9 protein-coding genes and 1 pseudogene are annotated in these 12,854 nt (G+C 66.8%); 5 read left to right on the forward strand and 5 right to left on the reverse strand.

The genetic code is table 11. The features are described from left to right. The first annotated feature begins 46 nt into the window (after positions 1-46). Entirely contained in the window at positions 47-724 is a 678-nt protein-coding gene (locus tag HNP46_RS30695) for a response regulator (RefSeq protein ID WP_184596663.1), read from the forward strand. After that, the gene (locus HNP46_RS30700; protein WP_184596665.1) at positions 721-2,064 is read left to right on the forward strand and encodes an ATP-binding protein; all 1,344 of its coding nucleotides are present in this window, start codon (positions 721-723) and stop codon (positions 2,062-2,064) included. Before HNP46_RS30695 ends, HNP46_RS30700 begins: the two co-directional genes overlap by 4 nt. 304 nt (positions 2,065-2,368) lie before the next feature. Here HNP46_RS30700 and HNP46_RS30705 read toward each other — a convergent pair whose 3' ends face one another. Further along, positions 2,369-3,370, reverse strand: a complete 1,002-nt coding sequence (locus tag HNP46_RS30705) for an AraC family transcriptional regulator (RefSeq protein WP_184596673.1) — start codon at positions 3,368-3,370, stop codon at positions 2,369-2,371. A gap of 363 nt (positions 3,371-3,733) precedes the next feature. Here HNP46_RS30705 and HNP46_RS30710 point away from each other — a divergent pair. Further along, positions 3,734-5,034, forward strand: a pseudogene (locus HNP46_RS30710) (dicarboxylate/amino acid:cation symporter). A gap of 627 nt (positions 5,035-5,661) precedes the next feature. Here the strand turns inward: HNP46_RS30710 and HNP46_RS30715 are convergent. From HNP46_RS30715 to HNP46_RS30725, 3 genes are all read right to left on the reverse strand, one after another. Beyond that, complete coding sequence (locus HNP46_RS30715) at positions 5,662-7,053, reverse strand: adenylate/guanylate cyclase domain-containing protein (RefSeq protein ID WP_184596676.1); 1,392 nt, start codon at positions 7,051-7,053, stop codon at positions 5,662-5,664. A 142-nt stretch (positions 7,054-7,195) separates the two neighbouring features. Further along, positions 7,196-7,780 carry an HD domain-containing protein gene (locus HNP46_RS30720; RefSeq protein ID WP_184596678.1) on the reverse strand — a complete coding sequence of 195 codons (585 nt, stop codon included), beginning with the start codon at positions 7,778-7,780 and terminating at the stop codon, positions 7,196-7,198. Positions 7,781-7,933: 153 nt separating this feature from the next. Continuing rightward, complete coding sequence (locus HNP46_RS30725; protein ID WP_184596680.1) at positions 7,934-8,737, reverse strand: helix-turn-helix transcriptional regulator; 804 nt, start codon at positions 8,735-8,737, stop codon at positions 7,934-7,936. A gap of 198 nt (positions 8,738-8,935) precedes the next feature. Between HNP46_RS30725 and HNP46_RS30730 the strand changes: the two genes are divergently transcribed. Together HNP46_RS30730 and HNP46_RS30735 are read left to right on the forward strand one after the other, a co-directional pair. Next, a complete protein-coding gene (locus tag HNP46_RS30730) occupies positions 8,936-10,300 on the forward strand; it encodes an APC family permease (protein WP_184596681.1) in 1,365 nt (454 codons plus the stop codon). Between the two features lie 19 nt (positions 10,301-10,319). Continuing rightward, positions 10,320-11,417, forward strand: a complete 1,098-nt coding sequence (locus HNP46_RS30735; RefSeq protein WP_184596683.1) for a P1 family peptidase — start codon at positions 10,320-10,322, stop codon at positions 11,415-11,417. A 6-nt stretch (positions 11,418-11,423) separates the two neighbouring features. Here the strand turns inward: HNP46_RS30735 and HNP46_RS30740 are convergent, their stop codons facing one another. Then, positions 11,424-12,839, reverse strand: coding sequence for a glycerol kinase (locus HNP46_RS30740; RefSeq protein WP_184596685.1), 1,416 nt, complete (start codon positions 12,837-12,839; stop codon positions 11,424-11,426). Positions 12,840-12,854: the final 15 nt, after the last annotated feature.

The raw sequence follows: 12,854 nt of genomic DNA on the forward strand, positions 1-12,854 counted from the left end.
CAACCGGGCCCGCGCGGCCCGGTTGCCTGACTCAGGGAGCACGCGCATGAAACTGCTGGTGGTGGAAGACGAGGCGCTGCTGCGCCATCACCTGTACACCCGGCTCGGCGAGCAAGGCCACGTGGTCGATGCCGTCGCCAACGCCGAAGAGGCGCTGTACCGCGCCGCCGAATACCATCACGACCTGGCGATGATCGACCTCGGCCTGCCCGGCATGAGCGGCCTGGACCTGATCCGCGAGTTCCGCAGCCAGGGCAAGACCTTCCCCATTCTCATCCTCACCGCTCGCGGCAACTGGCAGGACAAGGTCGAAGGCCTGGCCGCCGGCGCCGACGACTACGTAGTCAAACCCTTCCAGTTCGAAGAGCTGGAAGCCCGCCTGAATGCCCTGCTGCGCCGCTCCAGTGGCTTCGCCCAGTCGAGCATCGAGGCCGGCCCGCTGGTGCTGGACATCAACCGCAAGCAGGCGCTGGTCAACGGCGAATCGCTGCAGCTGACCGCCTTCGAATACCGCATCCTCGAGTACCTCATGCGCCATCACCAGCAGGTGGTGGCCAAGGAGCGCCTGATCGAGCAGCTCTACCCGGACGACGACGAGCGCGACCCCAACGTCATCGAAGTGCTGGTCGGCCGCCTGCGCCGCAAGCTGGAGGCCGCCGCCAGCTTCAAACCCATCGATACCGTGCGCGGCCAGGGCTACATCTTCAACGAGCTGTGCAAATGATCCGCTCGCTGCGGCTGCGGCTGATGATAGGGGCGGCGATCCTCGCCGTGCTGTTCATGGCCGCGCTGCTGCCGGCGCTCCAGCGCGCGTTCAGCATCGCCCTGGAGAACGCCATCCAGCAGCGCCTGGCGGCGGACGTGGCGACCCTGGTTTCCTCGGCGCGCATCGATGGCGAAATCCTGAGCATGCCCGACCACCTGCCGGTGGAGGATTTCAACCTCCCCGAATCCAAGCTGCTGGGCTACATCTACGACCAGGCCGGCAAGCTGGTCTGGCGCTCCACTTCCGCCCTGGACGAAAGCGTCGACTACTCGCCCAAGTACGACGGCATGATCGATGAGTTCACTCGCATCCGCGACAAATCCGGCCAGGAGTTCTTCGTCTACGACGTGGAGATCGACCTGCTGGGCGGCAAGCGCGCGGCCTACAGCATCGTCACCATGCAGCCGGAAAGCGAATTCCGCGAACTGGTCAGCGGCTTCCGCGACCAGCTCTATCTCTGGCTCGGCGGCGCGTTGCTCCTCCTCCTGGGGCTGCTCTGGCTCGGCCTGGGCTGGGGCTTCCGCTCCATGCGCGGGTTGCGCTTCGAACTGGACCAGATCGAGACCGGCGACCGCGAACGCCTGAGCGACGACCATCCCGACGAGATGCTGCGCCTCACCGATTCGGTGAACCGCCTGCTGGAAAGCGAACGCGCCCAGCGCGAGCGCTACCGCAACTCCCTGGGCGACCTCGCCCACAGTCTGAAGACCCCGCTGGCGGTGCTGCAGGGCGTCAGCGAAACCCTCGCCGACGAACCGAAGAACCGCGATCAGGTGCAGGTGCTGCAGACCCAGATCGAGCGCATGAGCCAGCAGATCGGCTACCAGCTGCAGCGCGCGACCATGCGCAAGAGCGGCCTGATCCGCCACCGCACGGCCCTCGACCCCTTGCTGGAAACCATCGGCGGCGCGCTGGACAAGGTCTACCGCGACAAGCGCGTGAAGCTCGAACGCGACATTCCGCCGGGCTTCGTCCTGCCGCTGGAGAAGGGCGCGCTGCTGGAGATGCTCGGCAACCTGCTGGAGAACGCCTACCGCCTGTGCCTGACCACGGTGAAGGTCAGTGCGCGGAAGAACGGCCGGATGTTCGAGCTGATCATCGAGGACGACGGCCCCGGCGTACCCGCCGACCAGCGCGAACGCATCCTCAAGCGCGGCGAACGCCTGGACACCCAGCACCCCGGCCAGGGCATCGGCACCGCGGTGGTCAAGGACATCATCGACAGCTACGACGGTGAGCTGGCGCTGGAGGATTCCGAATTGGGCGGGGCGTGCTTCCGCATTCGCCTGCCGGGCTAGGCCTTCGTCTCTGTAGGAGCGGGCCTTGCCCGCGATCGAGCGGGACGCGCTCCTACAGGCCAACGCCGTCGCTGCCGGATTCGTAGGAGCAACGGTCTTTCCGGCGAGCTTGTGCCAGAGGCTCCCCTCACCCCAACCCTCTCCCAGAGGGAGAGGGAGCTGTCTGTGCCGGCTGACACCTTGGTTTCAACCCGCACCGAACGGTCCCCTCTCCCACTGGGAGAGGGCTAGGGTGAGGGTGGGGCCAGACGACGGGCTTCATGTAGGAGCGGACCTTGTCCGCGAATCCCTCCGGCGAGCGGCCTCACTCGCCGTGTTGCGCCCGATAGGCCCCCGGCGTCAGCCCCGTCCATTTCTTGAAAGCCCGGTGGAAGGCCGAGGGCTCGGAGAAACCGAGCTGGTCGGCAATGTCCTGGATCGACAGCTCGTCGCGGCCCAGGTAGTAGATCGCCAGGTCGCGGCGCAGCTGGTCCTTGAGTTCCTGGAAGTTCGGGCCTTCCTCGCGCAGGTGGCGGCGCAGGGTCTGTGGGCTCATGTGCAGTTGTGCGGCGACCTGCTCCAGGTCCGGCCAGCTGCGACAGTCGCGGCCGAGCAGGCGGCGGATCTGGCTGGTCAGGCTGTCGCCGCCGTCGGGGCGGGCGAGCAGGTCAGCGGGCGAATCCTTGAGGAAATGCTTGAGCGTGCGCTCGTCCTGCAGCAGCGGCATGTCCAGGTAGCGCGCCTGGATCAGCAGGCTAGTGCTGCCCGCGGAGAAATGACGCGGGCAGGGGAACAGCAGGTCGTACTCGGCCTGGTGCTCCGGCGCCGGGTAGCTGAAGGTGGCGTCCTCCAGGCGGATGCGCTGGCCGATCAGCCAGCTGGCAAGACGGTGCCAGATCAGCAGCAGGCTCTCGGCGAGGAAGTGGTCCGGGTCGCGCAGGTGGGTTTCGTCCAGGGTCAGGCGCGCGTACTCGCCGTCGCGCACCAGTTCGATCCGCGGCGCCTCGGGGAACAGGCCGTAGAACAGCGAGCCGCGCCCCAGCGCCTTCTCCAGCGTGCGGCAGTGGATGATGGCGTTGCACATCATGGCGAAGGTGCCGCGCTTGCTCGGCAGGCTGCCGAAGCCCATGTACTCGTCGTCCAGGGCTTCCCAGAGAATCTGCATCAGCCGGCTGAACTGCTCGGGGTCGACCCGCGCGCGAGGTTCGTCGAGGATCGCCGGGGCGATACCGGCGTCGCGCAGCAGGGCGGGGACGTTCAGCCCCTGACGCTGGGCGCCGAACACGGCGGCGCGGACGAAATGGCTGGCAATGGTGCGTTCACGCATGGGTGGTCCTTGTTGTTCTGGCCGCGTCTGCACAGCTGCGCGGTAATCCCGGTCGAACCTGACCGGGGTTCTACAATCTACGGTACGAAGGCCGTGGCGGATACCCGCCAGAGGGCGGGAAATCCGCCAGGGTGAAGGCGGGAATCCGCCAGATTCGCGGTCTTCCGTGCCGTGACTTTAATTGGAAGTCATTGAATTTAAAGGAATTAAACATTTTTTAAAGGTCTGGCACAGCACTTGCCATATGCGATCAAGGCCTGCCGTCTGGCATGCCCTGAAAACAAATTCTCCCATTGCAGGGAGATAACGCGTTCGGTCTTGTGTTCCCCCGCTGGAGCACTCGCCCGTGAGGACAGAGCTGCCATGACCAAGCAACCCTTCTACAAGAGCCTGTACGTGCAGGTACTGATCGCCATCGCCATCGGTATCGCGCTCGGCCACTTCTACCCCGACACCGCCAAACTGATGAAGCCGCTGGGCGATGGCTTCGTCAAACTGATCAAGATGGCCATCGCGCCGATCATCTTCTGCACCGTGGTGACCGGCATCGCCGGCATGCAGAGCATGAAGGCCGTGGGCAAGACCGGCGGCATGGCACTGCTGTACTTCGAAATCGTTTCCACCATCGCGCTGATCATCGGCCTGGTCGTGGTCAACGTCGTCCAGCCGGGCGCCGGCATGCACGCCGATGTCGCCACGCTGACTGCGGAAATGAACAAGAACGCGGCGCTCACCGGCTTCATCGCCTCGGGCGAGAAGCAGAGCACCATCGACTTCTTCATGAACGTCATCCCCAGCACCGTGGTCGGCGCCTTCGCCAACGGTGACATCCTCCAGGTGCTGTTCTTCTCCGTGCTGTTCGGCTACGCGCTGCACCGCCTGGGTGACTACGGCAAGCCGGTGTTCGAGTTCATCGATCGCATCACCCACGTGATGTTCAACATCATCAACGTGATCATGAAGGTCCTCCCATCGGTGCCTTCGGTGCCATGGCGTTCACCATCGGCGCCTACGGCCTCGGTTCGCTGGTGCAGCTGGGCCAGCTGATGCTGTGCTTCTACATCACCTGCCTGCTGTTCGTGCTGATCATCCTCGGCGGCATCGCCCGCGCCCACGGCTTCAGCATCCTGCGCTTCATCTCCTACATCCGCGAAGAACTGCTGATCGTGCTGGGCACCTCGTCCTCCGAGTCGGCCCTGCCGCGCATGATCGCCAAGATGGAGAAGCTGGGCGCCGACAAGAGCGTGGTCGGCCTGGTGATCCCCACCGGCTACTCGTTCAACCTCGACGGCACCTCGATCTACCTGACCATGGCCGCCGTGTTCATCGCCCAGGCTACTGACACGCCGATGGACATCACCCACCAGCTGACCCTGCTGGTCGTGCTGCTGATCGCCTCCAAGGGCGCCGCCGGTGTCACCGGTTCGGGCTTCATCGTGCTGGCCGCCACCCTGTCCGCCGTCGGCCACCTGCCGGTTGCAGGCCTTGCGCTGATCCTGGGTATCGATCGCTTCATGTCCGAAGCCCGCGCCCTGACCAACCTGGTCGGCAACGGCGTGGCCACCATCGTGGTCGCCAAGTGGTGCAAGCAGCTGGACGAGCAGACCCTGTCCAAGGAACTGGCCGCAGGCCCCGGCAACTCCGCGGAGCTGCAGCCTTCCTGAGTGCCCACCCAGAGCAATTCGGCCCGGTGAACGTGAAGCACCGGAGCCTTTCCAGCCCGCTCAATTGAGCGGGCTTTTTTATGGGCGGGTGTTTTGTCGCCGGTGTTCTGTTGTAGGAGCGAGCTTGTTCGCGAACGGATTTCCGGCGGCTGCGGCCTTGGGCGGGTTCGCGAGCAAGCTCGCTCCTACACCTGTGCGTTGAACCCCGTCGTATGACGATGGGGTGGGGGCAGGATGTGCGTCCGCAGATGGCGTCACGCATCGGTGCCAACTGGTGAGAGGGGGTTACGCCGCGATGGCTTTCGCGGACAAGGTCCGCTCCTGCGCCAGCGGGCCACACCGCGGTGCCAGGTGTGAGCCTTGCCGGACGCCAGATACTGCCCGGCGAGCGCCGGAGCAACTGTCTTTATCTGAAACTCTGTGCCAGCGATTTCCCTCTCCCTAACCCTCTCCCTGAAGGGAGAGGGGACCGTTCAGCACAGGTTGAAACCAAAGTGTCAGCCGGCACAGGCGGCTCCCTCTCCCTTCAGGGAGAGGGCGGGGGAGAGGGCATGCTCTTGCGCAACAATTCGGGTAGGAGCGAACTCCGTCCACGATCGGATGAGCGTGATCGAGGAGGTCGGGGGATCAGAGAATGATCTTGTCCTTGAGCTTCTCCGCCGCCTGCTGCAGCGCCTGGATGACCCGTTCCTTGTCGTAGTTCTGCACGTTGTTGGTGTCCAGGTACATGGAGAAGCCCGGCACCTCGTGCTCGATGAAGCTGGGGTTGGAGCCCAGGTCGCGGCGGAAGTCGACCACCTGGTAGATCTGCACCGGCTTGCTGAAGCCCTTCACGGCGATCTGGCCCTTGTCGCGGCACATCAGCACGTCCTTCACCAGCGAGTAGGTCTCGTGGCTGATGAGGATCTCGCCGGCTTCGGCGGCGCTTTCCAGGCGGCTGGCGAGGTTCACCTCGCGGCCGATGATGGTGTAGTCCATGCGCGTGTCGGCGCCGAAGTTGCCCACGGTGCAGTAGCCGGTGTTCAGGCCCATGCGGATTTCCAGCGGCTTGGTGATGCCCTGGGCGCGCCACTGCTGGCGCATGACCTTCATGTGCTTGCGCATGGCCACGGCCATGGATACGGCGGCCACGGCGTCCTTCTTGGCGCCCTGGGTCGAGGGGTCGCCGAAGAACACCATCACGCAGTCGCCGACGAACTTGTCGATGGTGCCGCCGTACTTCAGGGCGATCTTCGACATCTCGTTGAGGTAGTTGTTGAGCATGTCGGTGAGGGCTTCGGCTTCCAGCTCCTCGGACAGCTCGGTGAAGCCCTTGATGTCGGAGAAGAACACCGTGAGCTTCTTGCGCTGGGTCTCCAGGCGCACCGTGCGCTTGCCGCTGAAGATCGATTCCCACACCTGCGGCGACAGGTACTTGGCCAGGTTGCTGGCCAGCCGCGCGGCCTTCTCCTGCTCCAGGGTGATCTCCGAGCGCGCCTGGGCCAGGCGCAGGCCCTGCTGGTGGACGAAGAAGGCGGTGATGCAGATGTACAGGGTGGAGAACAGCACGCTGACCAGGGCGACGATGCTCGGCGTCTGGCCCTTGTAGGCCGGCGAGATCAGCGCGGCGCTGAGCACCGCGGCGCTCAGCGCCACCAGCAGCGCCAGGCCCAGGGAGCGCAGGCCGCCGATGACCAGCGCGGAGAAGGCGAGGATCAGCACCAGCATCAGGCTGGGCACTTCGGAGAAGCCCAGCAGCGTGGTGGCGATGCCGGCGTGCAGGGCGTCGATGAACAGCAGCACCAGGCGGGTGCGCTGCGGATTGTCGCGCTTGAAGCGGCGGCTGATCTGCTGCGCCAGATGCGGGTAGAGCAGGGCGTACGGGATCATCCAGAGGATGTCGTAGCCGAAGTAGCGGGCGAAGGTGCCGGCGGTGATGGTGGCGGCGACGGCGATATAGGCCAGCACGCGGGAATGGTATTCGCGCAGGGGGGCGGCGGTGAGCGGACTGCTGGATCGCTCAAGTACATTAGGCTTCATGCGCAGGAAACTTCCCTATTGCGCGTGGGCTTGTGGCCGGTTGCGCGTATGAATTTTGGGGGAATCTTATGCCAAGCGCAGGCCCCGCGGCCAGCGGCGGTTCGCCACTCTTCGTCGCGGACCGCCGGTCGTATCAGGACCCTCAGGCCATGGTCCCGTCGGGCTTCTGGTAGATCGAGCGGCGCGGCTGGGCGAACACCCGGCGCAGCATGGGTTCGAAGAACTCCAGGGGCAGCACCTCGGCGTCCGGATCGAAGGCGGCGGCGTCATAGCGCGCGCAGAATTCGATGGTCTGCTCGAACTGCGGGTGGTCCTTGAACTGCTCGCGCAGGTGGCGGTCCAGGCCCAGGTGATGGAAGAAGTAGTAGCCCTGGAAGATCGCGTGCTTCTCGATCATCCACAGGTTCGCCTCGCTGACGAACGGCTTGAGGATGGCCGCGGCGATGTCGGCGTGGTTGAACGAGCCGAGGGTGTCGCCGATGTCGTGGAGCAGGGCGCAGACCACGTATTCCTCGTCGCGGCCGTCGCGGTGGGCGAGGGTGGCGGTCTGCAGCGAGTGGGTCAGGCGGTCCACCGGGAAGCCACCGAAGTCGCCGTCGAGCAGGCGCAGGTGGGTCATGATCCGGTCGGGCAGGAGGGCGGCGTACTGGCCGAAGTCCTTGGCGATGATCGCCCAGTCCTCGGCGCTGCCGTCTTCCATGTGGGTGAAGTTGGCGCGTGCGTTCATCGGGCTGTCCTCTTGTGATTGTTGGAGGGGGACGGCTGCAGTCTAGAAGCACGGCGTCGGCGCGGTAGTGTCCGAGCAGCGCCAGCGGGGTGTCCTGGCGCGCGCGAATGGCGTGGCATCAGCCGCGCGCATGGCGGCGGATACCCGGCGCGCTCAGGGATTCTGCGGATCGTGCCCCAGCGACTGCAGGAACAGCGAGAACAGCTCCGGTTGCGAGGAGATGTCGAGCTTGTTGTACAGGTGGCGGCGGTGGACCTTGATGGTTTCCGGCGAGATCGCCAGGCGCTCGGCCATGGCCTTGGAGGAGTAACCCCGCAGGATCAGCCGGGCGATCTCCAGTTCGCGCTCGGACAGCACCCCGGCGCCGAAGTGGCTCAGGGCGTCGCGCACCTGCACCGCCACGCCATCGCTGGCGCCCGGCAGCAGGCGCTGGCTGCATTGCTGCCAATGCTGCTGCATCAGCGCCAGCACCCAGGGGCAGAGCATCGCCAGCAGGCCGGTCTGCTCGCCGTCGAACAGCCGGCGCATGCCCAGCGACAGCGACAGCGCGCCCTGGCCGGGCAACTGCAGGATGAACTGCACCTCGTCTTCCAGCACGTTGTCGTGGAAGTAGCTGAGGAAGTACTCGCTCTGGCGGAACTGGTCGGGGGCAATTTCCTCCAGCCGGTACAACCCGCTGGGCACGCCCTCGCGGCAGGCCTGGTAGAACGGATCGAGCTGGAACAGGCCGTCCAGGTAGATGGCCATGGCCGCCGGCCCGGCGGTGGGCTCGGCGTCGTATTCCTCCAGCGCCACCGGGGTGCCGCTGGCCGGGTAGAACATCGCCAGGGCGTTATCGAACGGCAGCCACTGGCGCAGCAGCAGGACCAGTTGCTTCCAGAAGCGCGGCTGGCCGATCTGCTCGATGGCGCGGCCGAGGTTGGCGTGCATGCCGACCTCGCGGAAGAGGGTGTGCATGGGAGGGTCCTGTCCGGGATTCGGCCCACGGTTTCCTCCTTTTACCTGCCCGCCGTCAAGGGGGCGTAACCCCAAATGGTGATTGGCCGCCACCTGCGCCATGCCCAGACTGCACCCCACGCAGCGCCCCGCACAGAGGGCGCGACAAGGTTCTCGTTCCTGCCTCAGCCACCAATAACAACACGAGGAAACAACGATATGAGCGCTTCCCCTGCGCCAGCGAGCGCGCTCAAGCCCAGCCTGGGCGTGCTCGACGTGGTCGCCATCACCGTCTCGGCGGTCACCCCCGCCAGCTCCGTCTTCGTCATCGCCCCCTTCGCCATCCAGCAGGCCGGCAGCGGCGCCTTCCTGGCCTTCGTCTTCGCCGGCTTCCTGGCGCTGATGTTCGCCTGGTGCTACGCCGAGCTCGGCCGCGCCCACAGTTCCGCCGGCGGCGAGTACGTCTACGCCAAGCGTGTGTTCGGTGGCCTGGCCGGCTACGCCACCTTCCTCACCGTGCTGGTCTCGCTGCTGTTCATCCCGCCGGTCCTGGCCACGGGCGCGGCGACCTACCTGAACAACGCCCTGGGCACCAGCTTCGACACCCAGACCGTCGCCCTGGTGATAGTCGCCGCCAGCTACGTTCTGGGCATCCTCAATATCCGGGTGAACGCCTGGATCACCGGGGTGTTCCTGCTCTGCGAAGTGGCGGCATTGCTGGTGATAGTCGTGCTCGGTTTCGGCCACGTCAGCCAGCCGGTGAGCGTGCTGGTGCAGCCGCAGCACATCGACGGCGGCATATTGGCCGCCGCGCCCTGGGCGCTGGTGATCGGCGCCGTGGGTACCGCGCTGTTCTCCTACAACGGCTTCGGTGGCGCAGTGCTGTTGGCCGAGGACATGAAGTGCGGCGGGCGCAATGTGCACCGCGCGGTGATCTGGTCGCTGGTGCTGGTGGTGGGGATCGAGATCGTCCCTCTGACCGCGCTGCTGCTGGGCGCGCCCTCGCTGCAGGACATGATCGCCAGCCCCGATCCGGTCGGTTACCTGCTCACCGCCCACGGCAACGCAACCCTGTCGCGGCTGGTCAGCGCCGGCATCTTCCTCTCGGTGTTCAACGCCATCGTCGCCATCGTCATCCAGGTCGGCCGGGTGATCTTCAGCAGCGGCCGCGACGAGCTGTGGACGCCGCTGATGAACCGCGCCTTCACCCGCATCCACCCGCGCTGGGAGTCGCCGTGGATCGCCACGCTGTTCCTCGGCGTGCCCTCCGCCGCGCTGAGCTTCAGCTCGAACCTGGAGGAGCTGACTTCCTTCACCGTGCTGCTGCTGGTGATGGTCTACCTGGTGGTGGCGCTCTGCGCGCTGTTCAGCCGCGTGCTGCGCCGCGACCGCGAGCATCCCTACCGCATGCCGCTGTGGCCGCTGCCGGCGATGCTGGCGGTGGTCGGCGCCGGCTACCTGTTGCTCAACCTGCTACTGGACGCTTCCTCGCGGGACGTCATGATCATTGTCGGGATACTGGCCGTGTCGGTGATTCTCTACAGCACCTACGGCAAGCTCAGCCCGGCCTTCCAGAAGCTCTGAACCCCTCCAAGGAGACAGCATGCGCGCTCGTCAACTCGGCATCACCCTCGGCCTGGGCACTCCCGGCGAATTCAATGCCATCACCGATGTCCCCGGCATCCGCGTCGGCCACAGCACCCTGATCGGTGGGCGCGACGGCAAGGCCGTGCGCACCGGGGTCACCGTGGTGCAGCCGCGCGAAGGGGCGGCGCGGCAGCAACCCTGCTTCGCCGGCTGCCATGTGCTCAACGGCAACGGCGACGCTACCGGTCTGGAATGGATTCGCGAGGCGGGCCTGCTGACCACGCCCATCGCCATCACCAACACCCACAGCGTGGGTGCGGTGCGCGATGCGCTGATCGCCGCCGAACATGCCGAGCTGGCGGACCCTTCGGTGTACTGGTGCATGCCGGTGGTGATGGAGACCTACGACGGCCTGCTCAACGACATCTGGGGCCAGCATGTCGGCCCCGAGCAGGTGCGCGAGGCGCTCGCCGCCGCCGAGTCCGGCCCGGTGCGCGAAGGCCCGGTAGGCGGCGGCACGGGGATGATCTGCCACGAGTTCAAGGGCGGCATCGGCACGGCCTCGCGCAAGTTGTCGGCAGAGCAGGGCGGCTGGACCGTGGGCGCGCTGGTGCAGGCCAACCACGGCCAGCGCCGCGAGCTGCGGGTGGATGGCTACCCGGTCGGCCGCCATCTGGGTGACCTGCCGTCACCCTTCGCCGAGCAGGGCACGCCGGGCATGGGCTCCATCGTGGTGATCCTCGCCACCGACGCGCCACTGCTGCCGCACCAGTGCCAGCGCCTGGCACAGCGCGCCTCGCTGGGCATCGCCCGTACCGGCGGCGGCACCGATGACTCCAGCGGCGACATCTTCCTCGCCTTCGCCACCGGCAATCGCGACCTGCCGCCGGCGGACTACGGGCGCAAGAACCTGCCGTTCGCCACGGCGCTGGAGATGGTCAACAACGACCACATCTCGCCGCTGTTCGCCGCCGCCGCCGAAGCGGTGGAAGAGGCCATCGTCAACGTGCTGCTGGCCGGCAGGGACATGCGCACCGATGACGGCGTGCTGGTGCCGGCACTGAGCGGAGAGCGCCTGCTGGCCGCCCTGCGGGAGACCGGCTGGCGCGGCTGAGCGCCCTCAGCGCCAGCCGCGGGTGCGGCCGATGGCGTCGCTGAAGCGGTCCTGCCATTGCCGGGCGAGGGCCGCGTCGATGCGCGGGCGGAACTCGGTGCAGGTATTGCGCGGCGGCTTCAGCTCGATGCCCAGGCCGCGCGCCGCCAGCGCCGCACAGCCGAAGGCGGTGAGTTCGTCGAAGCGCTGGGTGGTGATGTGGCGCTGCAGGATATCGGCGAGGAACTGCGCGAAGTAGGGACTGCGGGCCAGACCGCCATCGATGGAGAGCTTGTCGGTGACGGTGAGGAAGCCGTCCATCGCGCGGATCACTTCCGCGCTGCGCAGGGCGACGCCTTCGAGCAGCGCCTGGCACATGTCCTGGCGCGTGGTGGCGGCGTTCATGCCCAGCCACAGTGCGCCGGCGCTGCGGTCCCAGTGGGGGCAGGCGAGGCCGGAAAGCGCCGGCACGAAGGCCAGCCCACGGCCGATGGCCGCCGGCTGGTCGAACCCAGCCAGCTCGGAAAAATCGCTGAACAGCCCCAGGCGTCCGGCCCATTCCACCGCGGCACTGGCGTCGTAGACGCCGCCGTCCATGGCGTACACCGGCTTGCCGTCGATCTGCCAGGCGATGGTCGCCAGCAGGCCGTTCTCCGGCGAGCGGATGATGCGCTCGCCGCTCAGGGTGAGGGCGAAGGCGCCGGTGCCGAAGGTGATCTTCGCGTCGCCCGGCTGGCGGCAACCGTGGCCGTAGAGCGAGGCCTGCTGGTCGACCACCGAGGCGGTCACCGGGGTGACGCCGATTTCGCCGAAATGCCCGACGGTATCGCGGATTTCCGGCAGGGCTTCCAGTGGCACGCCGAACAGCGCGCACAGCTCCGGGTCCCACTGGCCGCTGGAGAGGTTCATCAGCGAGGTGCGCGAGGCGGTGGTGACGTCCGTGGCAAAGACCCCGGTCAGGCGGTCGAGGAACCAGGCGTCGCTGGTGCCCAAGCGCAGGTGGCCGGCGGCGTGCGCCTGGCGGGCGGCGGGCAGGTGCTCGACGATCCAGGCCAGCTTGCTGGCCGAGAAGTAGGCGTCCAGCGGCAGGCCGGCGCGTTCCAGGGTCAGGGCTTCGCCGCCATCGGCACGCAGTTGCTCGATGCGCTGGGCGGTGCGGTTGTCCTGCCAGACGATCAGTGGCGACAGCGGTTCGCCGCTGCGGGCGTCCCAGGCCATGCAGCTTTCGCCCTGGTTGGCGAGGCCGATGGCGTCGACCCGGCCGGTGGCCTCCAGGCAGCGCTGCAGGTTGGCCAGCAGCTCCAGCGGGTCGTGCTCCACCCAGCCGGCTTGCGGATGGTGCTGCTGGTGGCGGAGCGCCAGCTGGATATCGGCGGAACCGTCCTGGCTGGCGACCAGGACGCGGGTGCTGGTGGTTCCCTGATCGAGGGCGGCGATACGCATGGCGTGGTCTCTTGG

The organism is Pseudomonas nitroreducens (genome assembly GCF_014204515.1).
GTDB classification, from domain to species: Bacteria; Pseudomonadota; Gammaproteobacteria; order Pseudomonadales; family Pseudomonadaceae; genus Pseudomonas; species Pseudomonas nitritireducens_A.